Consider the following 26,816-nt stretch of genomic DNA (forward strand, 5'->3'; position numbering starts at 1 on the left):
CACCAGCAATGCTCTCCTTCTCGCAAGTGGTTGTCGAAAAAGGTGGCCGCCCGATCCTGAGTGATATCAACATAGATCTCAACGAAAAACGCATTGGGATCATCGGACGTAACGGCTCGGGCAAAAGCACATTTGCCCGACTTTTCAACGGGCTGGAAAAGCCCAGCTCAGGTTCGATCACTTTAGAAGGGTCGGCCGAGCTCAAGGACTTGCGTCGAAAGGTGGGGTTCGTGTTCCAAAATCCAGACAACCAGATCGTCTACCCGATCGTGGACGAAGACCTCGCTTTCGGCTTGAAAAATCTGAAGCTGCCAAGCGCGACGATCAAAGAACGCATTACAGAGGTGATGGCGCGCTTCCAAATCGAACACCTGAAAGATCGTCTGACACATCAACTGAGCGGCGGAGAGCGGCAGATGGTTGCGCTCGCCGGGGTTCTGGTCATGCAGCCTCAAATGATCGTTTTCGATGAGCCCACCACATTGCTCGATCTATGGAACAAAAAGCGCCTCATGCGAGCGATCGCGGACCTCAAGGAGCATGTCGTTCTCGTCTCGCACGATCTGGATTTGTTGCGCGAGTTTGATCGGGTCATCCACATAGAGGCAGGTCGTATTGTTGGGGATGGCGAGCCGAACGCCGTCATCGGAGACTATATCGCGAGATCATTATGATCGTAGACCTATATGTGTTCGGGAACAGCCCGCTTCATCGACTATCTCCGGGCTATAAAATCCTGGCGCTTGTGCTCTTCTGCACCCTTCTGTTCGTTTTGCCGGGATGGGTGCCCTTGGTTGGGGGTGCGATTCTGGTCGCCATAGGTTGCTGGCTGGCTGGAATCGGGTTTTCACATGCCTATCAGGCGATACGTCCTGCCTTGTGGATTCTTGCCGTTATTTTTATCGCGCAAGTTATTCTCACGGGGCTCGAACTCGCTGCTTTCGTTGTCGTGCGCTTTGGAATCCTAATTATCGCGGCGTCGGTCATCACCATGACGACGAAAACAAGTGAGTTTGTTGACGGCATTCAAGCAGGGCTCAGACATGCTCCGTCTTGGGTGCCGGCCGATCATATCGCCCTCGCAATATCCCTTGCGCTCCGCTTCATCCCACTGGTGCGCACAACGCTGGACGAGGTGCGCATGGCGCAGAAGGCCCGGGGCCTTGATCGCAGCGTGAAGGCTCTCCTTGTCCCCTTGGTCGTCCGAACATTAAAGACCGGCGATGAAATCGCCGAGGCAATCCAGGCGCGGTCGCCGCTTTAGCTGCGGGTTCCTCCTAGCGTGCAGCCGATAAAGTCGCTTTCTGCCAGCTGCGTGCAGACCTCATGCCACTGACATGCGATGCAGGCCCTTCGCGTTATTCCGTTGCGGAACCATGATCGCATCTCAGCAATGGTTTGGTTGTCGAAGCTAAGAATGGTGCCGGGCTCAATTACGATACCGAGCATGTCACCGACATCTCGCGCAGCGGTCAAATCCAGGACAGTTACCGACGCGCTATAGCAATGTGGCTCGGAATCTTCCGCGATCACACACGCGCAGAGTTCATCAGGGCCTGCGACGATTTTGACTGGCATTCCCTGGTTGACGAACCTAGCAACAGAACGAAATTTGGCTACAAACCCCGGCGAGTAGCCCTTTCCAGCAAAGGTTAGCATGCACAGCAAGTGGTGCGCGCGCAGTTCGATCACGATGTCTTTCCACTCTGGAGTTCAATCCCTATCACTACGGCGGCAACAGCGGTCGACTTAAGGATGCCCCCCAAGATGAACGGAAAAAAACCATTTTCCAGAGCTGCGCCTATGCCGATCAAAGTGCTCAACCAGAGTACGCCAAGCCCAAGGCAAATGATGTGCCCTGCGATGCCAGCCAAGAACACCCACCATGCCCGATAAGCAACTCCTGCGCCCTGCCGTTTTGAAACCAGTACACCTGCAGTGAGGGCGGCAATTGGAAACGCGAAGAGAAATCCGGCGGTCGGCCCCATAAAATGGCCGAGGCCGCTTGCGCCACCAGCTAGCACAGGCAAACCGACTGCGCCGCAGAGCAGCCATATGACTGTCCCAATAGTGCCGAGAAGCGGCCCTAAAACCGCTCCAACAGTCAGCACCATAAAGGTTTGAGCCGTTATGGGGACCGGAACCATCGGAATTTCTATGTAGGACGAGATACTAAGCAGTATTACGGCCACGCCTACCAAGATCAGCGCCCCCTTACGTCCAGCACGAACAGGACAACGTTGACCAATTCCAGTTCCCATCTGGTGCTCCTCGCTACTGCCACCGAATTGTACTTTTTCTAATATCATTCGTCATTGCATGAACCAACGTTCGTTATAGCTTGACGCCTCCGGCCACCTCTATGATTTCAACATGATCGGATAAGCGCCAAGCCACGGGTCTTCCGATAACTCGTGACACGAGCCTCGCCCGTGGTTGATACGTGAATGCACAATGATGGGGTTACAGGCCGCCCGCGCCCGCACCCATAAAGGTGGAAGGAAATTTGCTCTGACGAAAGCCCAGATTTGTATGGCTCAGGCTGTTATGGCTAGCCGCGAGACATCGATTTCAGAATTTGGAAGGAATTGGGCGTCAAACTGGTCACACCCTACCGATATGTCGACCCAAACAGTTCTCTGCGCGATTACGTGAGACGGGTTCTTGCCGCTTAGCGTAGGATTCTGCACTCTCCGGCACCAGACCCCTCTGTTGCTTTGGGCTCTTCGGTTGCATTAGCTGCGGGCGACACGAACGGCTGCAATGTACGCCGGGTTCATTCAACCACACCAGTACAGAAAAAGGGGAACCGTGATCCCACGGCTCCCCTTTCGGTTCAGATCGTCTCCCCCTCGCGCGCCGATTAGGCGACCAAGGAGAGCCCCGCGCCCGCGTCCTGCGGCTGCTCACCGCTGTCGATGAACGGGATGATCGAGAAGGTCTGCCCGCCGCGCTGTTCTTCGTTCTGCACGGCGTTGACGCGCAGGTCGCCATCAGGCGTGTTGATCAGCAACGACAGGTAGTCATTGCCCGTGCGGCTGCTTTTCGCCATCCAGGCCGAGCCGACGCGGATCGGTGTGCCACGGGGCGAGCTGACCTCGATGCGGTAATCGGGGTGGGTCTCCTCGGATTTGTAGCTGTTCTCGATAAGCATGAACTCCAGATCGAACATCATGTTGGCGATGTAGCCGGTGAAGGCGTTGTCGGCGTCCATGGCGGTGAGCTCGCCCGAGATCGAGCCGGATTTCATCAGGCCGTTCGAGACCAGCGGGATGATCTCGAACTCCCCGCTTTGGGTCGCGCGCGCCTCTTTCGTCTGCACCGCGTTGACCCGGAACGGACTCAAGCCGACATCGATCTGCATCGAGATGTAGGGATTGCCGCTGGTATTGCCGGTCTCGTTCCAGGCCGTGCCGATGCGCACCTTGCGGCCTGATTTGTTGACTGCCGTTACGTCAAAATCCGGGCTGCGTTCGGACATCTTCGGGCGGTTTTCAAGCTGGATGGCGATATCGAAACGTGTCGAATGGATCATGCCGGTGTACTGAGCGGCTGCGGTCTCGACGTTGCGGGTGAGGGTTCCTGCGAACATGGGATGGTTCCTTTTGGATTGGCCGGTGCCTGACGTTCTTGCCAGCGCATCCGGGATTGCTTTCTCGACCCCTTGAGGGATCACAAACCAGAAAGCTTGCTTTCCTTTCAGTCCCGCCCACGGGTCAGAGCCGCTGTCCGAGTGGGAATGCCCCCGCGCCTCTGGGTGCTACGCCCCTCCCCTGCCCGTCTGGTCTTGATTGGCTGCCCGGATTTTCCGCGCTGTCCTCCGATCGCGCGATGAAGAACTCCGCCTCTTTTCCGTTCAACCGGTGCCCGCTCCGGTCGGTCAGACCGATGCAGCTTCCGTTCGGCACATAGGTGATGAGGTACTGACCGAGCCTGTCCTTGTGGACAACGTAGCCGGTATTGGCCCAATGCACGGTCTGCCCGGCATCAACCGCGGCTTTGATTTCATCGAGTGTCATGCGATCCTCCTTACGAAGAATGGTGGGGAAACGACGCAAGAAGCCCGATCTTCCAACCGGGCTTCCGTGCGGCATTCGTTTGGCAAACGACCGAGACCTGTCAGGCGCTTTGCGTGGCTTGCATCGCGCGCGCCGCCATCCAATCTTTCAGGCCAAGAACGGTTCGTCCGGCGGCGACCTCGGAGGCCCAAGCGACCCTTGGGTCGCCGCAGGGATCATCGCCGACATGGCGGTCGATATGACCATTGGCCATCCATGGCTCGGGCTGGATCTGTCGCAGCCAGTCCGCCATGCTCGGAATGCGGCCCTGGCAGTCTTCACGGATATGCTGCTCGCCGATCCAGCGCACGGGAATGTCCCGACCTGCGCTATTGGTCAGGGTCAGGCCAAAGACACGTTCGGCATCGAACAGGCCTTGGGCATGGTGGCGCATGGCGCGGTGCGTGAAGAGCGCGAGGTGCTCTTTCGAGGCATCGAACCAGTCGTGGATCGCCTGATAGTCAGACGGCACCCCGCCGAATTTTCGGGCAGAGCTTTCAGCATGATGAAGCGGATGGGCCATCTCAAAGCCCCTCGTCATAGCTGTGCGAGCATTCGACATAGCGGTCCGCGTGATCAAGGGTGATGCTGTCGCCAGTGATATCCCAGGTCAGCGTGCCGTAGCCGCCCTCGTTGTTCTCGAACCCCGGGTGATGGTGATAGGCGAGTGACCAGGCGAAGTCGCCCACCTCGGTGGCAAGCGGTTCCGGCAGTTGGACCTTTGCAGGCCGCACCGTCACATCCTCGACATTGCCGGAGTCGCCATAGCCTTCGTATTCGGCAGTGACCTCGCTGATGCCAAGCGCACGTAGTTGCGCGAGCAGCTCCGTTCGGGATGCCTTCAAGGTGGTTTCGCGCTCTGCGCGCCAACCGGCCGCCAGTGCGGCATAGTCCATTTGGGGATTGGTCATGGGTCTGTCCTCTTGTCTGAATTTGGGGGGCCGGGCGTGGCACTGGTCAGAGCGCGCCCGGTAAGCGCAGACCGGGCAAACCCCGATCCGCGACGCCCGACCGGTAGCCCGCTTTGACTTTTCAGGCGGCTTGTTCTGCCGCTTTGGTGGTTCCCTGCCCAACGATCCGGGCCAGAATGCGGCCCGTGTCGATCCTGTCCCCATGCGGCAGGAACACCCGTAGCTGGAAGGCGATGATCTCGGTGAAGCAGCCGAGCGCCTTGAGGCCGTCGATCATGCCCCGATCCGCACCGCCCAACTCAAGGCGCATCTCGCCTGCGACCCGGCGACGGGTCAGGGTCAGACCCCGGCCCAGATCGACAGGTGCGGTGGTGCCGAGGGCGGCGGTCAACATCTCCTGTGGCGTTTGCGGATTGGAGACGAGGAAGCGGGCGCGCAACGCTGCCGCCCCTTCCTCGCTCAGCGTGCGCCCGATCATGGCGGTCGCCCCATCGGGCGTGACGCGGTAGATGCGCTCATTGGTGGTTGGAATGTCCTTCCAGATCGGCAACAAGAGCCCGGTCAGCAGGTAAAGCTTGGTCGTGGTGGTTTTTGGCAGGGACGCAGCCTCTTCATCCCAAAGCCTTGCGAACTCAGGCCTTCCGATGTCTTCCCAGGCCGAGGACTCGAACCGCGTCTCCTCCAGATAGCTCGACCCGTTTGGCCGCACCACCTTGCGCATCAGCGTGACGATGTCCTCGTCATACATCTGCATGGGCCGCGCCGAGATGAGCGCCGCGCGACCGGAGGCGCGATTGACCATGGGCAGCTTGTCGGGGTTGCGCGACAGGGCGTCATCCGCCGACAGCACGTGGACCGGGTCCGTCACCTCAAGTCCGATGATCCGCGTCACGGCACCAGATTTCGGGCAGGTCCAGAGATCTTCCGTGGAGACCTGTTCTATCTTGTCGCCGCGTAGGGTTTCCACGCCGAGATCGAGCGTGCCCGCCGCGCGCGCCCGCTCAGACTGATCGGCAATCCGGCACATGAACTCCGCAAAGAGCGCGTTCTGCATGTGGATGGGCAGCGCCAGCACCCGGTTCAGAAACCGCTGGATCGGGGGAAGCTCCTCGAGAAGCACACCGTCCTTGTCGATCAGTCGCAGGGCTGTCCAGTCGGTGAAGTTCTCGTAGCTCATCGCCTCAGCGCGGCCGGCGGCAAGATCGGCGAAATACCCACGTAGTGCGGCCCGCGCGATCGGGCTTTCGAGATTGTCCTCCTCGCGGAACATGCCTTGCGAGCCGGTCTCGCGCTGACCCTTGGTCAAGGCCCCTAGCTGGTCGAGGCGCTTGGCGATAGTCGAGGTGAAACGTTTTTCGCCATGCACATCCGAGGTGCAGACCCGGAAGAAGGGCGCGCTGACCTGAGCCGAGCGATGCGTGCGGCCCAGCCCCTGGATGGCCGCATCGGCGCGCCAGCCGGGCTCCAGAAGATAGTGCCGCCGCCGTTTCTGGTTCTTCGCCGTTTGCGCCGCATGGTAAGATCGGCCCGTGCCGCCGGCATCGGAGAAGATCAGGATATCCTTTTCGCCGTCCATGAAGGCTTGGGTCTCGGCTGAATTGCTGCTGGCGGAGCGCTTCTCGATGAAGAGGTGGCCATCGTCCGCCTTCAGAGGTCGGATCGACCTTCCAGTCACTTCGGCCACGGCGTCGTCGCCAAAGGCCCAGAGGATCTGATCCAGCGCCGAAGGGATCGGGGCCAGCGTTATCAACTCCATCATGGCCGCATCGCGCAGGGCAAGCGCCTCGCGCGAGACAACCAGCGCCCCGGTCTCATCCCGCAAAGGTTCTGCCACCATATTGCCGTCGATCTCCACGAGCTTTTGCGCATGAATCGGGAAGGCCTGTTCGAGGTAGCCCAGCACGTAATATGCCGCGTCACCGTTATGCGGAGTTTTGGGTTTCAAGCTGTTGTTATGACGATTCATTTTTGGGTTTCCGCTTTGGATAATCATGATGCCTCTGCTCTTAACCGCAGAAGGACATCCCCCATGAACTCCCCCTCGAACTCTCCGCTCGGCGGTCCCGCCGACGAGCGGCCGGACCTGCTTACGCTTGTCGCTTTCGCGCTTTATGCTGGACTGGGCGGAAAGGTTTGGGTGGAAATCGCAAGTGGCGGACAGAAGCGACATTGAGGCGGAGTTGGCGCGGGTTCGAGCCCGTCTGGCCGATCTGGATGTCGAACGAGCGCAGCTTCAGCGTGAAGTTGCAGCGCTTGAGGCTCGCCTTGCTGCAGAGCACGTGCCGGCAGTGAGACAACCCTCATTCGAGAACGCCCCGGTTACGAATGCTTCACCGTCGCACCAAAAGGTCGAGCTGTTCCGCCGCCTGTTCGCCGGTCGGCCTGACGTGTTCCCAGTGCGGTGGGAAAACAGAAAAACTGACCGCTCGGGGTATTCGCCCTCCTGCGCCAACGAGTGGGTGAAGGGGATTTGTGGCAAGCCAAAGGTCAAATGCGGCCAGTGTCCCCATCAGAAGTTTATCCCGCCGGATGAAGGTGTCATTGAGAGACACCTGCGCGGCGACGATGGTCGGGGCGGGGATTTTGTCGCCGGCGTCTATCCGCTCCTGCTCGGTGACACATGCTGGTTCCTGGCGGCGGATTTTGACAAGGCATCCTGGGCGGAGGACGCCAACGCGCTGCTCGAAACCTGCCGAGTGAAGGGAGTGCCCGCAGCGTTGGAACGGTCGAGGTCGGGCAACGGGGGGCATGTCTGGATATTCTTCTCCGAACCGGTCTCGGCCCGTCTGGCGCGCCAGCTTGGATCGGTCCTGATCACGGAAACGATGGAACGGCGGCCAGAAATCGGCTTTGCTTCCTATGACCGGTTGTTTCCAAATCAGGATATCATGCCGCTCGGCGGCTTCGGCAACCTGATCGCACTGCCGCTTCAGAACACAGCGCGCAAAGCTGAAAACAGCGTCTTTGTCGATGCTAGCCTGCGGCCATATGACGATCAGTGGGCCTATTTGTCTTCCTTGCCGCGATTGTCGGCGGCAGCAGTGACCCAGCTCGTCGAAGCCGCCGAGCTTTCCGGGCGAGTGCTGGGTGTGCGCATGCCGGTAGAAGATGAGCAGGCGGACGAACCGTGGAAAATGCCTCCGTCACGCCGCAGTACGCCGCGACGCCTCGATGTACCTGTTCCGACAACCATCAAGGTGACGGTCGCAGACCAAATCTATATCGACCGTTCGGACTTACCTTCGGCCATGATTGCGCAATTGGTGCGGTTGGCGGCGTTCCAGAATCCCGAATTCTATCGCGCGCAGGCCATGCGACTGCCAACATTCGGCAAGCCACGCATCGTGTCCTGCGCCGAACTGCATCCCCGACACGTTGCCCTGCCCCGCGGTAGCTTCGACGAAGCGATCAGATTCCTGTCTGATCACGGTGCGACAGCCGATCTGGACGATTTGCGTGTAGACGGAGCTCGTTTGCCGGAGACGGTCTGCTTCGATGGCCAACTTCGCCAGCAGCAATCACGAGCGTTTGACGCATTGGCCGAACACGATACCGGCGTGCTTGCCGCCACGACTGCATTCGGCAAGACAGTGGTAGCCTCGGCACTGATTGCGCACCGCGCTCGCAATACGCTGGTCTTGGTTCACCGCCGGGAATTGCTGAACCAATGGGTCGAACGGCTTGGCTCATTTTTGCAGATCGATCCCAAGCTGATAGGCACCATCGGCGCCGGAAAACGCAAACTCACCGGTGTGATCGATGTAGCGTTGATTCAGAGTCTGGTTCGGAAGGGCGAAGTTGACGATATCGTTGCCGATTATGGCCATCTTGTCGTCGATGAATGCCATCACCTGTCCGCTGCGAGCTTTGAGCTTGTCGCCCGCAGATCGAAAGCGCGCTATGTCGCCGGGTTGTCGGCGACGGTCGCTCGAAAGGACGGACATCATCCGATCATCTTCATGCAATGTGGCCCGGTGCGCCATCAGGTGAGCGCCAAATCGCAGGCAGCCGAAAGCGGACTGCGCCATCGAGCGCGGGAACGTCACACGAGATTCCGGCTGCCAGAACCCCTCGCCATGGCCGAGCGCCCGTCAATGCCCGCGATCTATGCCGCTCTGGCGGAGGACGAGGCCCGAAACGATCTGATCTTCGACGACGTGCTGAAATCATTGGAGGCCAAACGCTCACCGATCATACTAACCGAGCGGAAGGATCACCTCGAGCACCTTCATCAGCGGTTCTCCCGATTTGCGAAGAACATCGTCGTGCTCCGTGGCGGCATGTCCGCAAAGGACCGGAAGGCCGCGCATGCGGCGCTGAATGTGGATGACGATGAGGAACGGCTGATCCTCGCGACAGGGCGCTATATCGGCGAAGGCTTCGATGACGCGCGGCTCGACACCCTGTTCCTGACGATGCCGATCGCATGGAAGGGAACGCTGGCGCAATATGTCGGCAGGTTGCACCGCCGACATGACGACAAGAAGGACGTGTTGGTGGTCGACTATGTAGACAGTTCGGTCCCGGTCCTCGCCAGAATGGCGGCCAAAAGAAGAACCGGTTACCGGGCTCTCGGCTATGTGATGGAATAGCGCCCCACAGAGGGCGGGACGCCATTTTACCGCAAAGGTCAAGCACGTTGCGCGGCGACGGCTAGGATCTGCATCAGCTTGTCCGACGGCTCCCGGAACTTGCCTGGTTGGATCAGAGGTGCGTGGTGCGCCTCCAGAAGCGCTAGCTTCTCGGTCGGGTCCGCGCGCAGATACATCTCGGTCGTCTGGATGCTGGCATGGCCAAGCCAGAGCGCGACCTTGCGGATATCACCGGTGGCCTGAAGCGTGTGCATGGCGCAGCTGTGCCGCAACACATGCGGAGTGACCTGCTTTGCGGCAATCGATGGCGTCGAGCGCTCGGCTGTCGCCACATGTTGCCTTAGCCGATATGCAAATCCGTCCCGCGTCATTCGGCGCCCATCACGGTTCAGGAACAGTTCCGGGCCTACTCGACCGGGCCTGACGGCCAACCACGCGCGAATGGCACATTGAGTCTCCTTCCAGAGCGGCAGCACACGCTCCCGGCGCCCCTTGCCCAATATCCGTACGTTGGAAAACGACCCGTCGGGAAAATCGTCCATCCGCACAGCCAGAAGTTCGGACGCTCTCAACCCTGCGGCATAGGTCAGATGCAGCATGGCGCGGTCCCGCAATCCGCCTGGCGTGTGGCGGTTCGGCGCGGCAAGCAAGGCGCGGACTTCTTCCTTTGTAAGATAATCGATCAGCTTGGCGTCTGTTCGCTTGGTCGGCATGGCCCGGATCATCATCGCCTGCTCAAGGCAGGCCGGTTGGCGATGTTCGACGAAACGGAAAAACGATTTAATCGCCGCCAGTCGCGCATTGCGGGACCGGACGGAATTGGCGCGTCCTTCTTCGATATGTTCGAGGAACGCCCTGATCGTCTGAATGTCCAGGTCTTCAATGAAAAGTTCCGATGGGGTTCGCTTGACCCGCCCTGTGACAAACCGCAGCAAGAGGGTGAACGCACAGGCATAGGCTGCGATGGTATGTCGGCTTGCGCCGCATTCATGGGGAAGATGGGTTTGCAGGAAGGCTGAAAGGTCGGGGGCGAGCGGGGTCATGCCGCACCTCCGATCCAGGTCTCCTCGGCGGTTGCCGCAATCATCTTCAGAAGAACCGGCGTAGCCTCAAGGTACCAGTAGGTGTTGGCAATATCGACATGGCCGAGGTAGGTGCTCAGAGCCTTCATGTGCCGCAACACTGCCTGCGGGTTGTTCCCACAGGCCTCAAGGGATCGCACGGCGAAGGTGTGGCGCAGATCGTGAAGCCGGGGGCCGGGCCCTGTCGGATTGCGGTACCCAAGCTTCCGGACGATCCGAACGAAGACCACATGGGCCCGTGTTTTTGTCGGGGCATGACCATGACCAAGAACGAAGAGATCGTCGTTCGCGTTACGCACGGCCGCGCGGGCTTCGAGATATCGTTCCAGCGCGGCACGGGTCGAAAAATGTATTGGCACGAGACGACTCTTGCCAAACTTGCCGCTCCGGACCATGAGGCCCTCCGCCGTAAGATCGTCGCACTGAAGGGACAATGCCTCCGAAATCCGCAAGCCCGTCGAAGCGAGCAGCCCGAACAGGTTATGATAAGTCAGCGGGCTGATCGGTGTCAGGCCGGGCACCAGAAGCGCTTCATGCATGATCCGACTGATTTGGTCCCGCGTCAGAATATGGGGAGCGGGCCGCCTCCGTCGTGACCGACCCAGCAGCCCCATCGCAGGTATCTCGTGCCGTGAATCTTCCGCGTGCAGGAACACCGCAAATGCGCGGGCGCGATCAAACCGCGCCTGCGCAGCATAAGGCGTCGCGGCGCCGCCGGCCCATTCCAGTATCAGCGCTGCCGTCAGATGCGTGATGGATCGCTCCGCAGCGAAATCCGCGAAGGCGCGCAAGGATGTCTCCTGTGCGGCGAACTTCTTTCCGAGTGTGCGGTTGAGTTGGACGAAGCGGTCTACATGGTGATGTATCATGACGCGTCTCCCGGCCACGGCTGAGCCACTTCTTCCAGCATCCCAACATCGACCTTAGCGTAGATCGCGGTCGTATCGCGCGAGGTGTGGCGCAGCGCTGCACCGATCAGGTCAAGGTCCGCACCGCCACGCAGCCAGGCGGAGGCCAGTGAATGACGAAAGACATGCGAACCAGTCGGCAAGTCGGTAAAACCTCCCCGGCTCAGGACGCGGGAAACGATCCCGGCGATCTCGGCAGAGGATCGCAGCGGGGTGAAAGGAGCCTGGACTCGGAGAAAGACCCTGTTCGACGCGACCACTGGACGCGCATCTTCGATATAGACCAGCAGCGCATCGCCTACATCCTGCGGCAGCGGCATCATAACGCCACGCCTGCCCTTGCCGTGCAATCGCAACCGACTCGTGCGCCAGTCGATATCTGACAGGTGCAACTGCCAGATGTCTCCCGCGCGCAAGGCCAACCGGGCGAGGAGGAGAAGTATTGCGCGGTCTCGGATCTCAACCGGCGTATCGGTGCGACAGGAGGCAAGGATCTCTTCGATCTTCGCCGTGGGGATCGTGCGGGGGACTGTAGAAAGCTTGCGCCGAACAGCAGATGGCACCGCATGCAGAAGCGACGGGGCGCATGCGCCTTGGACGATCGTAAAGCGCAGGAAGGCTCGCAACACGGTGACCGTCTTGCGCACAGATGATTGGGACCGTTCTTCACCTTGATCCAATATGATCGAACGGATGGCCGCCGCATCGTAATCCTCCGGCGTTGCCCCCAGGCTGTCCAGCCAGCGGCCCACTTCGTTCAAATAGCGCCGTACGGTCTCGGGTGCCACCCCGCGCTCGCGGCGCAACCATTCCGAAAAGCTGATCAGACGCGGGTCTTCTGCGGAGACGTCGTCAGGTGCTTGGGGCGGGAGCAGACCTTCGTCGATCAGGTGCCGGACAAGCGCATGGGCACCTCGCTTACGGTTCTTATAGTGAGACGCCAGAACCCTGTTGCCATGCTTGGTCATCTCCCCGCATCGGCATTCGTGCCACGCGAACTGATCGATGGTTCCTTCACCGATTGCGGTCAACGGGACTCGCTGTTGTAGGACCCATTCAGCAAAATGGGCGGCATGGCTGAGCAATGATGCGCGCGATACCTCGCTGTAGCCAGCGCTCTCGAGCTTCTTGGCAAAGGCCTCCAGGTGCTGTCTTAGCCGGGCAGTGTCATTTGGGATCGCAACTATGCCGGTGTCTTCGAGATATCGAAAAAACCGGCGAGTATAGGTGGCATACATCGGGCTCCGCAACTGATTGGGGCTGTAGCGACCGCAGCGGCAGTGGTGACGAAGAAAACTGTCTACAACCGACGCGTCGAGGTCACGGACAGAGACTTTCCGTGCCTGCGCCCACTTCAGAAAATGGCGGGCTGCGCTCAGCGCACCCTGGGAAAGCCCGGGATTGTCGGCGTGGTACGTGTCGACCAGAGCGAGGTTGTCAGCGCGGTCGCGCGCACGGCGTTGAGAGTTCGAGGGGGAGTTCATGAGGGGATGTCCTTCTGCGGTTGAGAGCAGAGGCATCATGATTATCCAAAGCGGAAACCCAAAAATGAATCGTCATAACAACAGCTTGAAACCCAAAACTCCGCATAACGGTGACGCGGCATATTACGTCTTATCCAAAGCTTTGGATAAAACATAGTCACGCGGCGTCAAGGCACCCTCGACGAGTTCATCCTCCGGGTCCATCGTCTCAAGCCGACGCTTCAACAGGCTTTCGCCTGTAGAGACAACCTGGATGACGCAAGCCTTGCCCGCTGCCAGATCGTCCTTGATGGCGTGGATGATGCTTGGAGCCTTCATGCCCATCAGGAGATGGTTGAAGAAGCGCTGTTTCGTGCTCTCGAAGCGAGATTTGGCCGAGGCGCGTGCGGCCGAGGCATTGGTCTCGCCCGAGGCATCGTTGACGCCGGTCGCTGTCAGCGCGGCCTCGAGATTGTGATGGATCGTCCGAAACGAGGTCGCGTATGCGTCGTAGATCTCAATCTGGGCCGGGGTGAGCGCGTGTTCGAGCACGTCATACTCCACCCCATCAAAACTGAGGGCGCGGGCCGTATAGAGCCCAAGCGTCTTGAGATCGCGGGCAACCACCTCCATGGCGGCGACACCGCCGGCTTCCATCGCCGAGACGAAACTCTCGCGACTCGGGAAGGGGTATTCCGGCCCCTGCCCCCAGAGACCAAGACGCGCGGCATAGGCCAGGTTGTGCACGCTCGTGGCACCCGTGGCCGAGATGTAGAAGACGCGAGCGCGGGGTGCTGCCAGTTGCAGCCGCAGGCCAGCAAGGCCCTGCTGGGAGGGTTTGACCCCCCTGCCCTGCTCGGACCCGGCCGCGTTCTGCATGGCATGGGCCTCATCAAAGGCCAGCACGCCTTCGAACTCCGCGCCCATCCAGGCGAGGATCTGGCTCAGTCGCGTGGTGCCGCATTTGCCGGCAGACCGCAGCGTGGCGTAGGTGACGAAGAGGATTCCGTCACCCATAGGGACGGGCTGGTCCGGTTTCCATTTGGAAAGTGGCTGAATGTCGGCAGGCGAGCCGCCAAGATCGGTCCAGTCGCGGATCGCGTCCTCGATGAGCGTGGCGGATTTGGAAACCCAGATCGCTTTCCTGCGCCCGGCAAGCCAGTTCACCAGGATCAGCCCCGCGCATTCGCGCCCCTTGCCGCAACCGGTGCCGTCGCCGAGGAAATAGCCGAGGCGATAGGCACGTGCGTCTGGATCATCATCGGCGCGCGTCAGCTTGGTCTGGTCGTCATCGATGGTAAACCGACCGGGCAGGTCGCGCCCATGAGCATCATGCGCCATGATGATGGTTTCCAGCTGCGCCTCGGAGAGATCTCCCTCCTCGATCAACCGTGCGGGCAGTCGCAAGTCATCACTGCCCGTGTTTGAGGGCATGGGCGGGGCAACCGAGGCCATGGCGATGCTTTCAACGAGCGGCGTGGGATGTTCCTGCGCGCCCGCGATCTCGATCCGCTGCGGCCAGTAGCGCGCATAGATGTCCGAGATGGGCGTGTTGTCGCGCGGGACATCGAAGCTTGTGAAGCTGAGCGGGCGGACGGCATTGGCCCGTGGTTTGGAGGCGGCGACAGGCGCAGCCGCGGTCTTGCGCGGGGCAGAGGATGGAACGGTCGGCCGAGCATGAGGGGTCGCTTCAGCCCGTTGGGCGGGGCGCATCTCGGGCCGGGTTGCGGCCACTGCGTCGACAAAAGGAAGGGCTTCATCCAGATCCCGCACAGGGACGCGGATCATTTCGCCGTCCTCCTGCACCTTGTCGAAGACCATCAGCTGGGTTTCCACAGAGGTGCCAAGCTTGCGATAGACCTGCCCCGGCATCGTCAGCGCCAAGCGCGGCGTCAGGAGACCGCAGGCGCGGGACCAATGCGCGGCATCGCGTTCGGGCGTGAATCCCGGCGGCATGATCGCCACCAGCCGCCCGCCGGGTGCCAGACGCTTGGCAGCCGCGACGAGATGTTTGGCGGCGATGTACTTGTCCCGGGAGCGATCGACCGAGGAGGCGAAGGGCGGATTCATCACCACGACGTCGGGTAGAACCGGCGTCTGCAGCAGATCGTCGATATGCTCGCTGTCATGGCCCGTCACCTCGCCGCCGAAAACCGCGCGCAGGAGGCGCTGGCGAAAGGGGTCGATTTCATTGAGCAAAAGCGTGGCACCGGCCCGGGCGGCGAAAGCAGCCAGGGCACCTGTGCCAGCCGAGGGCTCCAGAACGGTCTCGCCCTTGCGGATCGCCGCCGCCCGCAAGACCAGCGCCGCAAATGGCAGCGGCGTGGAAAACTGCTGCAGCCGGATCTGCTGCTCTGACCGGCGGGTTTCCGTCAGCAGCCGCGAGGCAAGCAGCTTTGCAGCGGCGATGTCATCTGCCACGCCGTTCCCACGCAGCAGCACTTGGACAGCCGCGGCCTGCATCAGGTCATAGGCTATGCGCCAGTCCCAGGCGCCCCCGGCATCGCTGCCATGAAACGTCTCGCGCATGATGCGCGCCAGCGCTGAACTGCGCAGGGGTTGGTGGTCGACCTCCGCGCCGATCTGCGCGAGGGCAGAGGTAAGGTTAGCGTTGGATTCAACAGGATTGGGGAGCGTTGAGCGGTGCTTGGACATGGGGAATTCCTTTGGATCAGGGTCTGAGTTCCAAAGGACAAAAAGCCCGCTTTCCCTTTTTTGGGGTTCCACCGAAAGCTATGAAAAGGGCTGGCCAGTGAGAGGGAGTACAGAACCTCAGACCACCAACGCGACCCGCCCTTGTCGGAATCAAAGGCTAAGTCACGCAGCCGATCGGCAAACAATTTTTTGACAGAAGAAGCGGCGGCAACCCACCAAAACACCCCGAAACGCACGAAGGTACCAGGTAAGAACAGAACGCACTGTTCAAGACTGTTGGCGGCGCTTCTCATCAATCACCGCCTGCACAAGGTTCATCACGTTGGAATGCGGTGTCGCGGCCTGCTGGTCATTCAGTGCCTCCTTCACCTTGGACCGAAACCAGGCATCATGGGACGTCATCTCACCGGTCACGGCGATGGTCCTCGAGGCGCCTATCCAGAAGCTCGCCTAGGTCTCTCGGCATAGCTGCAACGCTCAGAGCGACCCGAGATCGGCGGTAGGGAGAATGGACCTTGGACAGATTGACTTTGTCGCAAGCCTGTTTACTATCTGAAGGCTGTTTCAATTCGAGTTCTCCATTTACGAGATGATCGGAGGTTACAGCAAAGCTCCACGAACGATAAGAGTCTTGATATCTCAATATTAGAGGAACGACCAAGCCATCCGCGCACGGACGCGCTTATCACCTAGGACGAAGCCGCTTCGCGGCATTGGCGCATTTGGCTGATGGTGTGACGCGTCCATAACGTTGCGCATTTTGCGATCGGACTGACCTGACGGACGATTGGGGCCTTCTCAATCATCAGACAGGAGGTTTCCATGACAGAGGAGAGAGTAACCCCGCTGCGCCAGCGGATGATCGAAGACATGCGCATCCGCGGAATGGGCGACAAAGCGCAGAAGTCCCATATCCGGGCGATCAAGGATTTCGCGGCGTTCCTCGGGCGATCACCCGATACGGCGACGCCGGAGGATTTGCGCGCCTATCAGCTCCATATGACGGACACAGGGATCACCCCATCGACCTTCAACACGCGGATCGTCGCGCTCAGGTTCTTCTTCGGCATGACCTGCGGGCGGGAAGAGATGAAGCGCTACATGCAATTCCGCACCGAACCGCGGAAGCTGCCGGTAGTCTTCAGCGTCGAGGAGGTGTCGGACATCCTGATGGCGGCACCGGGGCCGGGGCTGAAGTATCGCGCAGCACTCAGCATTTCCTATGGTGCGGGGCTTCGGGCGGCTGAGGTCTGCAACCTCAAGATCGGCGATATCGACAGTGACCGGATGCTGATCCATGTCGAGCAGGGCAAGGGTCAGAAGGACCGCAAGGTGATGCTGTCACCCGGATTGCTGGAGCTGCTGCGTGCCTGGTGGCGCGAGACGCGCCCCGAAGGCTGGCTGTTCCCAGGCAAGCCCAAGATCAACCCGATCTCGCCAAGGCAGCTGAACCGTGCCTTCACCTCGGCCAAGCACATGGCCGGCGTCAAGAAGCCCGCGACACTGCATACGTTGCGGCACAGCTTTGCCACCCATCTACTGGAGGCCAACACCGATGTGCGTGTGATTCAGGTGCTGCTCGGCCACGCCAAGCTGACGACCACCGCGCGATACACCCATGTGGCCACCAAGACGATCCGCGATACTGTCAGCCCCTACGAGATGCTGGCCAGATTGCAGGATCAGACCGTGAAGCGAAGCCTGGAATGACCGGGCGCCGGGGTGACCCGGCCGAAGCTGGAGATCGCTGACATCTTTCGCGCCCATGGTCCTGCGTGGCGGCGGGCCAATGCGGGACATGTCAGCCTCTCACAGCTCAAGGTGATGTCGGCGATCGAGGCCTGCCGAACTGAGGCTCTTGGCGGGCATGTGGCTGGCTGTGCCAAATGCGGCCATCATCATATCGCTTATAATTCCTGCAAGAACCGGCATTGCCCGAAGTGCCAGGGACCGGCCGCGCGCGACTGGATGGAGGCGCGCGCCGAGGACCTGCTGCCAGTGGAATATTTCCACGTCGTCTTCACTCTGCCAGCCGAGATCGCGCAGATCGCCTACTGGAACAAGAAGGCGGTCTACGGGCTGCTGTTCAAAGCCTCGGCCGAAACGGTGATGACGATTGCGGCCGATCCCAAAAGAATGGGCGCGCGGGTGGGCATGACCAGCGTCCTTCACACCTGGGGCTCGGCACTGACCCATCATCCGCATATCCATATGATCGTCCCCGGCGGCGGCCTGTCGCCCGATGGAACGAAGTGGGTCGCCTGCCGCCCCGGGTTCTTTTTGCATGTGCGGGTTCTGGCGCGGTTGTTCCGGCGCCTGTTTCTGGACGGGCTGATGGACCTGCATGCCGCTGGGCAGCTCGCCTTCTATGGCGATCTCGAACGTCTGGCGCAGGCGGATGCCTTCGCGCAGTGGCTCGGCCCATTCCGCAAGTCCGGATGGGTGGTCTATGCCAAGCCGCCCTTCGGAGGACCCGAGGCCGTGCTGGCCTATCTCAGCCGCTATACCCACCGCGTCGCCATCTCCAACGCGCGCCTGGTCAGCGCCGATGCCCATACCGTGGCGTTCCGCTGGAAGGATTATCGCATCAAATCCGGCGATCGCCAAAAGGTCATGCGGCTGACAACGCCCGAGTTCATCCGCCGATTCCTGATCCATGTCCTGCCCGACGGGTTCCACCGCATCCGGCATTACGGCCTGCTGGCCAGTTCGACCCGCAAGGCCAACATCACCAAGATCCGGGCCTTGCTGTATGTCCAGCGTTCGGACCAGGCCACCGTGTCAGGACCCGAAGCCGAGATCATCCCACTCACCCTGCGCGAACCGTGCCCCTGTTGCGGCGGTCCCATGCGCATCGTCGAGATCTTCCGTCGCGGGCAAAAACCGACGTCGCGCGCCCCACCGAGGGAGCAGGCCGCATGACATATCGCCCGTCATCCACTACGGAGCACCACCGGCTGCACCCCGCAGACCCGGCCCAGCCACTATGCGATTATCGCTCTGCGGCGCGAAAAACGACGGCAAGCATCACTATATGCACAGCGGTGTCAGCATATTCGGCCGCTTACGTGACCGTCTCAGCCGTCATGCGCGCCTTCAGCAGAACGCATGACCCAGCCGTCGCCCCAACTGTCTGTGCGCTTTTACCATAGATCGCACCAAGACCCACGCGGCTTCCTCCTTGGGAGGTTTTCCAACGCGGGTCGTTGCCGCACGAGGGCGAACCGTTCCGCCGCGACCCGCATCAGAAAACCTTCACCATTGCCGACATTAGAGCGGGCTGCGGCGAATTCACACTTCGAGCCCCACAGCGACTGGTACCGCAGAAAGCGCGAACGTCTGGTTCTACACTATTTGCTCGTTGAGTGAGAGATTTCAGCGTCCGTCCTGGTCGGAACTGTTCGTGGTCAGCGACGGGGACTGGACGCGATTTCTGCCGTGGCTATTTGGCGCGCGCCGCTGCCGGTTGCAGGTCCGTGCGCGCGGTGGACGTGTCGACACCGGGCAACAGCACCTCGAGATCTTCGTATTGAAGGTCCTTTTTCTGATGCGCGTCGCTGTCGCCGTTGAACATCGTTCCCCAGAACCCTCGGTCAAGATCGCTTGTCCCGAAAATCCAGTCTCCGATCGGGAAGGTGAGATTGAAATTCTTGGTCTGCATCAATCCCAGAACGTGATGGATATAGTGCATCCGCCGTATGGTGTTGATCAGCGGCACGTGCCGCAGGTAGGGGCTCTTTTCGTCGTCCAGATGCGACAGCGTATGTACGAATTCGTAGAACAGGTAATAGCCGGACATCGAAATGACGATCAGGTAGGCCGCGTTGGATGAGACCAGCCAATTGGCGAGCAGCGCCGGCGGAATCGAGAGCAGCACGAAGGCGACCGGCGCCAGCGGCGGGAACAGCAGCGCCCGCCATTCCTTGTGGCCCTTGTAGCCAAGATCGTGATGCGTGAAGAACTGGTGATGCGTGGTGCAGTGCCGCTTGTAGACCATCTTCAGCCCCGGCACGGGCCTGTGCATGATCCAGCGATGCGCCGAATATTCCGCCAGGTTGCCGACGAGAGCGAATATCGGGATCAACGCCCATTCCCACGGTGCGGGATTGTTCAATTGGCTGATGGAATAGGCCAGCGCGCCTAATGTCAGGACCAGAGTGAATCCAAGATGATAAAGACCGTGATACCACGACGGCGTATCCGCAACGAATTGCTTGCGGTATTTGCGCTGGCGGTCCTGTTCGCGCGCGTCACGCTCGGGCGATTGGGTGAAATGGGGCATGGCAGTCCTCCGGTATGGCTGATTTCGCATTGGCCTCCGGTGTATCCCGCAGCGCCGGCGCGGTCGTTCTCACCGGGCGTGGGAAATTCTCATCTGGAACTTTTTTTGAACGAACGGACAGGTTTGCAGACCGGGTAGGTGCAATCATCTAGCCCGAATAATTCACGACGCCGGTGTCATTGCCGGGAAGCCCCTGTTTTGCGCGAGCATTCGATGACGAGCGCGAGCGCAATCGGCGTCCGGGCTTTCACGGCGGACGGCGGTGTCATCTGGGACTTTCGGTTTGCTGTTTCAGGGTGAGCGGGGCGTGATGTCTGCGTCATGTCGGGTGTGGCGGTGCGAGTTCGTCGAACAGAAGGCGGATGAGGCTCTGGCGCGGGCACGAAGCTGGCAGCGTTATTATGATCCGGGTTTTCTTCTCGACGATGGTGGCGGCCAGTTTGGCCAGGTGCAGTCGCAACGTGTCGAACTGGGCTTTCCGCCACGGGGAGCGTTTCGGACAGACCGCCCGCAATGTCCACCACAGCCAGTAGGCGCACCCGTGCAGCATGAGCCGCATCTGATTGGCGCTGGCCTTCGAGCAGGACGTGCGGTCGGAGGCGAGATGGCTCTTCCAGCCCTTGATGTGGTTCTCGGCCTGGCCGCGCGCGGAGTAGAGCTTTTCGTAGAGATGCGTGCCACGCGAGCCCATCAGATTGGTCACGATGAAGCGGGTGTCGCGTCCCAAGGGGCCCACCTCGACCCGGGCAATGACGCGACGGGTTTTCGACCACGACCGTGCCGCGTAGGAGAATGTCTTGAAACGGCGAAGTTTCTGGCCCTTGCGCACATAGCGTTCTGCCGTGGAGGCCTCCAGGGTTTGCACATGCTCCCGCAGGTGTGCATTTTTCGACAAGCCGAACACGAAACGCAGCCCGAGGCTGTCGCACAGGTCCAGAACCTCCGGGGTGCCGTAGTGGCTGTCGGCCAGCAGCAGGATCCCGGTCGTGGGCCAATGGCGGCGGATCGCCCGGATCAGTCGCCGGATATGGCCTGCGCTTTCTTTGCCCGCAGCACGGCGCCTACAAGACGCCCGTCACCATCAAAGACCACGATAGGCTGGAAACCGTATTCGTCATAGTGGGCATTGAACAAGCGCAGCTGCTGGTGGCCGTGAACGGAATCGAAAGTGTCGTCGATATCCAGCACGATCTGTCGGGGCGCACGCGCAAAGGAAGCGCAATAGGACCGCACCATCTCATGCGCCATCCGGATGAGCGCCCGCCTGTTGGCCAGGTTTTCCATCCGCGAGATCGTGGGTTGTGAGCACAGCGCCGCCCCGGTCTCGGGATCACGCTCGAGAGCGAGCTTGAACGCCGGATCATCGCGCAGATCGGCGGCATCGTTGCCGTCCTCATATCCGACCGCGATCATCATGATCCGGAACCGGATGATGTCTTTCAGGCTGTGCTGCACCTTGCCCGGCTCACGCAGATTGAATCGCCCCGGTTTTACCGGAGACCTATAGCTTCATTTCACGCGACCATATCGAGCACTTCGCGGTATGCATAGAAGTTGTCTTCAGCCTCTGCTGGCGGGATGTTTCCGATGGGTCCAAGCAGGCGCCGGTTGTTGAACCAATCGACCCAGCCGAGTGTCGCCATTTCCAGATCCTGCATATTGCGCCACGGTCCTTGACGATGGACCAGCTCGGTTTTGTATAGACCATTGATCGTTTCTGCGAGGGCGTTGTCATAGGAATCCCCGACGCTGCCGACCGATGGCTCGATGCCAGCTTCGGCCAGACGCTCGGTATAGCGAATGGATAAATATTGCCCGCCACGATCCGAGTGGTGGACCAAGCCGCTCTTTTGGACCGGCCGTCGATCATGCAGGGCCTGTTCAAGAGCATCGAGAACAAAGTCTGTTTTGGCCGACCGTGAGACCCGCCAGCCGACGATGCGATCTGCAAACGTGTCGATGACGAAGGCAACATAGACAAAGCCCTGCCATGTCGACACGTAGGTAAAATCGCTGACCCAGAGGAGGTTCGGGGCTGGTGCCCGGAACACGCGGTTCACCTTGTCACGCGGACAAGGCGCTGACGTGTCAGGGACGGTTGTTTTGACCACCTTGCCGCGCACAGCCCCACGGATGCCGATATGTTTCATCAGCCGCTCCACCGTGCAGCGCGCCAGCTCAAAGCCCTCGCGCTTCAGCTGATGCCATGCCTTACGGACCCCGTAGACCTGATAATTCTCATCCCAGACACGTTTGATCTCCGGGCGCAGCTCCGTATCCCGCTGATGCCGGGCCGAAGCTTTGGACGGATCAGCGAGGCACGCCAGGTGGTGATAGAATGTTGACGGCGCGATCGGCAGCACCCTGCAGATCGACTCGACACCGTAAACAACGCGCTGATCCTCAATGAAGGCGATCATCGCTTCAGTGGGCGGTCGAGTTCCGCCTGCGCAAAATAAGCTGATGCCTTGCGCAGGATCTCGTTCGCCTGGCGCAGTTCCCGGTTCTCGCGTTCGAGGGTCTTGATCCGGTCGCGTTCCTCGGTTGTCACGCCATCACGGATGCCGCTGTCCTTCTCAGCCTGTTTGACCCATTCGCGCAAAGTCTGGGGAATGCAGCCGATCTTGGGTGCGATGGCCGCTATCGCGCCCGCCTGCGTTTCGTAGGAACCTTGATGCTCGAACACCATCCGGACCGCACGCGCGCGGACCTCTGGCGAGTAGCGATTTGCCATTTTGCTTTTTGTCATAACCATCATCCTTACTTAAGTTGATGGTCTCCGACAAACTCGGGGCGATTCAGATCCGTGAGGCAAGACGCAACCAGACCCGCCAGATCGGCCCGGCGTTCGACCTCTCGCAAGAGCGTCAGACCGGCATCGGAGCTCATCTCCGCGCCGTCAAAATTGAGCAGGATGGGTTTGCCGTTCAAGGGTGACAAAGCGGGTGTGGTGGAGCTAGACTGAATCATGGTGAGGGAGCCTGCCTTGAAAACTGAAATTTCTGGCTTCAACAACCGAAAAATACCTGCTTTCGAAAGCTTATGCCATCCTCACCACATCTTCATGAATTATTCGGGCTAGGAAAGCAGGTGCCAATTGGCCTAACCTTGCGCGATGAAGCATTCGATGGACCTGACAGAGGGCGCCGAGATCTTGGCCGGGCGTTTTGGCCGGGCGGCGCTGTTGTCGCTCAAGGATCGGCTGACCGCCCATGCCCATGCGCAGACCCATCTGATCATCAAACTCGGTGGCCCCGACCAGGTTTTTGTCGTCGATGGCCAGACCGTTCCGCTGACAGCGGACCGCGCCGTGGTGGTCAACCCGTGGCAAGAGCATCACTATACGCCGACTGACACGGCTGCGATATCGTCCTATCTCGCGCTGTACATCAATCCCGGCTGGCTGCGCCGGGCCAGCGACCTGTTCGATGGCTGCGGCCTGCCGGGTTTCTTTGAACGCCCGTCGATCCGGGTTGACGAACGCGCGCAAGGGTTGGCGCGTGAATTGCGTGATCTTATCCACGCACTGGAGGGCCGCAACGAACGGGCCGAGGACGTGATCGTGGCGCTGATGACCCATTTCGTGCGGGCCGAAAATGCCGGGCGCAAGGCCGCGCAGGGTTTTGTCGATTTCCGAATACGGCGGGCGGTCGAGCAGATGCAGGACAATCCTGACCAACAATACGATCTGGACGCATTGGCCCGTAGCGTCGGTCTGTCACGATCGCGCTTCAACGTATTGTTCAAGGATACCGTCGGCGTCGGGCCGGGCATCTATGGAAACGCGATCAGGATCGAGGCCGCGGTATCGGCATTGGCCGACCGGGCCAGCGCGCAGGATGTCGCGGCCGATCTCGGCTTCAGTTCGCCGGGGAATTTCAATCGGTTCTTCCGGTATCACACCGGCGTGTCGCCGGCAAAATTCAAACGGTCCCTGCACGACATCGGCTGATTCAGTCGATCAACACCAGCGTCAGCGCGGGCCAGACCGAGACCAGCAAAAGGATCACCAGCGCCGCCAGAAGGAAAGGCGCGAGCGGTTTCATGATGCTCATCGGTTTGCAGTTCGACACCTGTGCGGTCACGTATAGCGCGGTGCCGACCGGCGGGGTCAAGAGGCCGATCACGAGGTTGAGGCAGACGGCGACACCGAAATGGAACGGGTCGATCCCGTAGCTCAGCATGGCGATCGGCAGCATGATCGGCACCACCAGGATCAGCGCCGCGATGGCGTCGATCACGGTGCCCACCAGCAACAGCATCACGTTGAGCAGCAGCATGAACACGATCGGGTTCTCGGTCAGCGTCACCAGATAGGCGGCCAGGTTCTGCGGTATCTTCTCGTAGACGATGATCCAGCCGAACACGTTGGCTGTGGCGACCAGGAACAGCACCATCGACGAACTGGCCAGCAGGCGCACCAACATGCCCGGAATGTGCGAGGGATCGAACTCGCGGTGGAAAGCCCAGCCGACGATGATCGCGGCGACCGACGCGACCGCGGCGGATTCGGTCGGGGTGGCGATGCCCCCCGCGATCCCGCCGATGATGACCACCGGGATGGACAGCGACGGGAGCGCCCGCAGGATGTGCGATACCGCCATGCCGCGCGACAGCTTCGCTTCCGTGGGGTAGGTGTAGAAAAAGCCCAGGACCACGACGACAAGGATGAACGCGGCTCCCATCAGCAGGCCGGGAATGATCCCGGCGATGAACATATCGCCGATGCTGATCTGCGCCAGAACGCCGTAGATCACGAAGAGCATCGACGGCGGAATGATCGGCGACATCAGCCCGCCCGCCGCGGTCACGGCGGCGGCGAAGTTCCGGTCATAGCCACGCTTGACCATCTCGGGCACCATCACATGGCCCATCACCGCGATCTGCGCGTTGGTCGAGCCAATGATGGCGGCCATGAACATGTTGGCGACAAGGTTGATGTAGGCCAGCCCGCCGCGCAGCGACCCGACAAAGACGCTGGCAAATTTGACCAGACGCTTGGTGATGCCGCCCTCGTTCATCAGCTCGCCCACCAGCATGAAGAGCGGGATCGCCAGCAGCCCGTATTTCTCCAGCCCGCCATACAATTGTTGCGGATAGGACAGGAACAGCACGTCGTTGCCGCTGGCCCAGATGTAGATCATCGCGGTGATCGCCAGCACCAGCGCGATGGGCACGCCGGCAAACAGCAGCAGGCCGAAGGAAAGCGGAACCATTACGCGACCTCCCTATCGGACCCCAGCGGGCCGGTTTCGGGGCCGCCGTAAGCGGTCTGAGCCAGGTTGTTCAGCGCATGAACGGACGCGCCGAAGGCAAAAATCGGTACGATCAGCCAGAGCCAGAATTTCGGCACGCCCAGCGTGGTGCTGACCTCGGAGTAGATGAAATTGAAGGTCGCACCGGAAAACGCGCCGGTATCGAAGCCATGCCGGGCCAGCGTGATGGGATCGAACCAGTTCCAGGCCAAGGCGAACAGGACGCAAAAGAACACCAGCACGGCCAGATCCGTTGCGATCAGGAGTGCGCGCGCCACAGGGCCGCGCAGCATGTCCGGCACAAAGGTGACGGCGACGCTCTGGCGATGGTGGATTGCCGCCGAAGCGCCGAGGAAGGTCATCCAAACCATCGAGGTTATCGCCGCCTCGTCTACCCAGAACAGCGCCTTGGCAAAGCTGCGGGTGACAACGTTGAGCAGGATCAGCGCCGTCGTGACCGCACCGAGCGCGGCGCCGATCAACACTTCGATCCGGGCGATGCCGGTACTCAATTTACGCAGTATTTCCATGACGCCTGTCCTATCGACCGGTCGGAAGTTTACCCCGACCGGCCTTCTACCAGATTGCGGTTCAGAATGCAGCCGCTTCGGCGCGCAGCGCGTCGATCACGTCTTTCTGATCGGCCCAGACTTCTTCCCAGCGTGACGTGACATCGCCGAAAAACGCCGGGTCAACCTTGCGCACTTCGATGCCGGTCTCTTCGATCTGTGCGATCAGCTTCGGTTCGGCCTCGACGTAGTGATCCATCAGATCGGACAGGGCCGCACGCATGTGTTCGCGGACCATCTGCTTGTCCTCATCGGAGAGTTCCGCCCAGACGCGGCCGGACACCAGCCCGACCATCGGGAACATCGCGTGGTTGGTCAGCAGAAGATGATCGGCGCGTTCGTAGAACTTGAAGTTGACGACCAGCTCGGCGTCGATGTCCATTGCGTCCACCTGGCCGTTGGCCAGCGCGTCGTAGACATCGGGCAACGGCATTGGCGTGGGCGCAATTCCCAGCAGGTCGTAGAAATCGCGGAACGGCTTGAACGGTGTGATCCGCATCTTCAGGCCTTCGAGATCGCCGAGGTTCTCGACCGGCGCGGTCGCCATCATCTGCCGCATGGCGGCCAGACCGTAGCCGATGCCGACGACGCCCATCTCCTGCGGAAGCCGGTCGAGCAATGCCTGCGTGGTGTCGCCCTTGAGTATCTTGGCCGCTTCGCCCGTGTCCTCGACAAGGAACGGCGTGTAGAGCGCGCCGAAGGCCGGGATACGGTTTGACACGTCGGCAATGGTCAGAAAGGCGAAATCCAGAGCGCCGGTCTGCAACTGCTGGACCATCTGTTCCTCGCTGCCCAATTGGCCGGCGGGGAAAACCTCGACGCTGTGCGCGCCGCCCGATGCCTCGGCAAGATCCGCGGCAAAGGCGCGTGCGGCCTCGTTCCAGGCATGGCCCGACGGCACGATCGTGCCCAGTCGGAAATCCTTGGCCTCGGCGATGCCGGCGCTCGAAAGGCCCAGTGTCAGGGCCGTCAGGGCTGCTTTTGAAAAGCGGTTGAAAGTCATTGTCTTCCTCCTCCAGAATTCATTTCAGATGCTGTGGG

General features: G+C 60.6%; 22 protein-coding genes, 4 pseudogenes and 1 other annotated feature. Of the genes and pseudogenes, 7 read left to right on the top strand and 19 right to left on the bottom strand.

Going from position 1 to position 26,816, the window contains the following annotated elements; genetic code table 11:
- Positions 1-8 precede the first annotated feature (8 nt).
- The gene (locus tag DSHI_RS18625; RefSeq protein ID WP_012187117.1) at positions 9-674 is read left to right on the top strand and encodes an energy-coupling factor ABC transporter ATP-binding protein; all 666 of its coding nucleotides are present in this window, start codon (positions 9-11) and stop codon (positions 672-674) included.
- A complete protein-coding gene (locus tag DSHI_RS18630) occupies positions 671-1,264 on the top strand; it encodes an energy-coupling factor transporter transmembrane component T family protein (protein ID WP_012187116.1) in 594 nt (197 codons plus the stop codon). Before DSHI_RS18625 ends, DSHI_RS18630 begins: the two co-directional genes overlap by 4 nt.
- Here the strand turns inward: DSHI_RS18630 and DSHI_RS18635 are convergent.
- On the bottom strand, positions 1,261-1,692 hold the full coding sequence (locus tag DSHI_RS18635) for a DUF1284 domain-containing protein (RefSeq protein WP_050757918.1): 432 nt from the start codon (positions 1,690-1,692) through the stop codon (positions 1,261-1,263). The genes DSHI_RS18630 and DSHI_RS18635 overlap by 4 nt on opposite strands.
- Positions 1,689-2,261, bottom strand: a complete 573-nt coding sequence (locus DSHI_RS18640) for a biotin transporter BioY (RefSeq protein ID WP_012187115.1) — start codon at positions 2,259-2,261, stop codon at positions 1,689-1,691. The genes DSHI_RS18635 and DSHI_RS18640 overlap by 4 nt, the downstream gene beginning before the upstream one ends.
- A gap of 175 nt (positions 2,262-2,436) precedes the next feature.
- On the opposite strand from DSHI_RS18640, the pseudogene DSHI_RS22845 reads away from it, so the two are divergent.
- Positions 2,437-2,675, top strand: a pseudogene (locus DSHI_RS22845) (recombinase family protein); the annotation flags it as partial.
- 188 nt (positions 2,676-2,863) lie between these two features.
- On the opposite strand, the gene DSHI_RS18645 reads toward DSHI_RS22845, so the two are convergent.
- The 5 genes and pseudogenes from DSHI_RS18645 to DSHI_RS18665 all read right to left on the bottom strand — a co-directional run.
- Positions 2,864-3,592 (bottom strand): DUF736 family protein, encoded by a 729-nt coding sequence (locus DSHI_RS18645; protein ID WP_012187113.1) that lies wholly within the window; start codon positions 3,590-3,592, stop codon positions 2,864-2,866.
- 124 nt (positions 3,593-3,716) lie between these two features.
- A complete protein-coding gene (locus DSHI_RS18650) occupies positions 3,717-4,019 on the bottom strand; it encodes a hypothetical protein (RefSeq protein ID WP_012187112.1) in 303 nt (100 codons plus the stop codon).
- Positions 4,020-4,119: 100 nt separating this feature from the next.
- Positions 4,120-4,581, bottom strand: a complete 462-nt coding sequence (locus DSHI_RS18655; protein ID WP_012187111.1) for a DUF6915 family protein — start codon at positions 4,579-4,581, stop codon at positions 4,120-4,122.
- Position 4,582: 1 nt separating this feature from the next.
- Positions 4,583-4,969 (bottom strand): DUF6878 family protein, encoded by a 387-nt coding sequence (locus DSHI_RS18660; protein ID WP_012187110.1) that lies wholly within the window; start codon positions 4,967-4,969, stop codon positions 4,583-4,585.
- Positions 4,970-5,090: 121 nt separating this feature from the next.
- Positions 5,091-6,875: pseudogene (locus tag DSHI_RS18665) on the bottom strand (strawberry notch C-terminal domain-containing protein); the annotation flags it as partial.
- A gap of 244 nt (positions 6,876-7,119) precedes the next feature.
- Between DSHI_RS18665 and DSHI_RS18670 the strand changes: the two are divergent.
- Positions 7,120-9,561 (top strand): TOTE conflict system archaeo-eukaryotic primase domain-containing protein, encoded by a 2,442-nt coding sequence (locus DSHI_RS18670; protein WP_012187108.1) that lies wholly within the window; start codon positions 7,120-7,122, stop codon positions 9,559-9,561.
- A 38-nt stretch (positions 9,562-9,599) separates the two neighbouring features.
- Here the strand turns inward: DSHI_RS18670 and DSHI_RS18675 are convergent, their stop codons facing one another.
- From DSHI_RS18675 to DSHI_RS22425, 5 genes are all read right to left on the bottom strand, one after another.
- The gene (locus DSHI_RS18675) at positions 9,600-10,604 is read right to left on the bottom strand and encodes a tyrosine-type recombinase/integrase (protein WP_012187107.1); all 1,005 of its coding nucleotides are present in this window, start codon (positions 10,602-10,604) and stop codon (positions 9,600-9,602) included.
- On the bottom strand, positions 10,601-11,512 hold the full coding sequence (locus DSHI_RS18680; protein ID WP_012187106.1) for a tyrosine-type recombinase/integrase: 912 nt from the start codon (positions 11,510-11,512) through the stop codon (positions 10,601-10,603). Before DSHI_RS18680 ends, DSHI_RS18675 begins: the two co-directional genes overlap by 4 nt.
- Positions 11,509-13,035, bottom strand: a complete 1,527-nt coding sequence (locus DSHI_RS18685) for a tyrosine-type recombinase/integrase (protein ID WP_012187105.1) — start codon at positions 13,033-13,035, stop codon at positions 11,509-11,511. Before DSHI_RS18685 ends, DSHI_RS18680 begins: the two co-directional genes overlap by 4 nt.
- 123 nt (positions 13,036-13,158) lie before the next feature.
- Positions 13,159-15,669: a strawberry notch family protein gene (locus DSHI_RS18690; protein ID WP_012187104.1), complete on the bottom strand. Its 2,511-nt coding sequence runs from the start codon at positions 15,667-15,669 to the stop codon at positions 13,159-13,161.
- A gap of 267 nt (positions 15,670-15,936) precedes the next feature.
- Positions 15,937-16,083 (bottom strand): antitoxin PaaA2 family protein, encoded by a 147-nt coding sequence (locus DSHI_RS22425; RefSeq protein ID WP_153218031.1) that lies wholly within the window; start codon positions 16,081-16,083, stop codon positions 15,937-15,939.
- A 408-nt stretch (positions 16,084-16,491) separates the two neighbouring features.
- Between DSHI_RS22425 and DSHI_RS18700 the strand changes: the two genes are divergently transcribed.
- Together DSHI_RS18700 and DSHI_RS18705 are read left to right on the top strand one after the other, a co-directional pair.
- Entirely contained in the window at positions 16,492-17,379 is an 888-nt protein-coding gene (locus DSHI_RS18700) for a tyrosine-type recombinase/integrase (protein WP_012187103.1), read from the top strand.
- 12 nt (positions 17,380-17,391) lie between these two features.
- On the top strand, positions 17,392-18,591 hold the full coding sequence (locus DSHI_RS18705) for an IS91 family transposase (RefSeq protein WP_012187102.1): 1,200 nt from the start codon (positions 17,392-17,394) through the stop codon (positions 18,589-18,591).
- Between the two features lie 520 nt (positions 18,592-19,111).
- On the opposite strand, the gene DSHI_RS18710 is transcribed toward DSHI_RS18705, so the two are convergent.
- The 4 genes and pseudogenes from DSHI_RS18710 to DSHI_RS18730 all read right to left on the bottom strand — a co-directional run.
- Positions 19,112-19,951: a sterol desaturase family protein gene (locus DSHI_RS18710; protein ID WP_012187101.1), complete on the bottom strand. Its 840-nt coding sequence runs from the start codon at positions 19,949-19,951 to the stop codon at positions 19,112-19,114.
- A 319-nt stretch (positions 19,952-20,270) separates the two neighbouring features.
- Positions 20,271-21,421 (bottom strand): annotated as a pseudogene (locus tag DSHI_RS18715) (IS1380 family transposase); the annotation flags it as partial.
- Between the two features lie 44 nt (positions 21,422-21,465).
- A protein-coding gene (locus DSHI_RS18720) for an IS3-like element ISDsh1 family transposase (protein ID WP_076612098.1) occupies positions 21,466-22,700 on the bottom strand; the annotation gives its coding sequence in 2 pieces (ribosomal slippage) (positions 21,466-22,406 and positions 22,406-22,700; 1,236 coding nt in all).
- Positions 22,297-22,413: a sequence feature (AL1L pseudoknot), on the bottom strand. Its footprint overlaps the gene before it by 117 nt.
- A 41-nt stretch (positions 22,701-22,741) precedes the next feature.
- Positions 22,742-22,921, bottom strand: a pseudogene (locus DSHI_RS18730) (transposase); the annotation flags it as partial.
- A gap of 184 nt (positions 22,922-23,105) precedes the next feature.
- Between DSHI_RS18730 and DSHI_RS18735 the strand changes: the two are divergent.
- Positions 23,106-23,903 carry an AraC family transcriptional regulator gene (locus DSHI_RS18735; protein WP_162017732.1) on the top strand — a complete coding sequence of 266 codons (798 nt, stop codon included), beginning with the start codon at positions 23,106-23,108 and terminating at the stop codon, positions 23,901-23,903.
- Between the two features lies 1 nt (position 23,904).
- On the opposite strand, the gene DSHI_RS18740 is transcribed toward DSHI_RS18735, so the two are convergent.
- The 3 genes from DSHI_RS18740 to DSHI_RS18750 form a co-directional block, all read right to left on the bottom strand.
- Positions 23,905-25,167 carry a TRAP transporter large permease gene (locus tag DSHI_RS18740; protein WP_012187098.1) on the bottom strand — a complete coding sequence of 421 codons (1,263 nt, stop codon included), beginning with the start codon at positions 25,165-25,167 and terminating at the stop codon, positions 23,905-23,907.
- Positions 25,167-25,736 (bottom strand): TRAP transporter small permease, encoded by a 570-nt coding sequence (locus tag DSHI_RS18745; RefSeq protein ID WP_012187097.1) that lies wholly within the window; start codon positions 25,734-25,736, stop codon positions 25,167-25,169. The genes DSHI_RS18740 and DSHI_RS18745 overlap by 1 nt, the downstream gene beginning before the upstream one ends.
- A gap of 61 nt (positions 25,737-25,797) precedes the next feature.
- Positions 25,798-26,778, bottom strand: coding sequence for a TRAP transporter substrate-binding protein (locus DSHI_RS18750; RefSeq protein WP_012187096.1), 981 nt, complete (start codon positions 26,776-26,778; stop codon positions 25,798-25,800).
- Between the last annotated feature and the right edge of the window lie 38 nt (positions 26,779-26,816).

It is taken from the genome of Dinoroseobacter shibae DFL 12 = DSM 16493 (genome assembly GCF_000018145.1).
Lineage (GTDB): Bacteria > Pseudomonadota > Alphaproteobacteria > Rhodobacterales > Rhodobacteraceae > Dinoroseobacter > Dinoroseobacter shibae.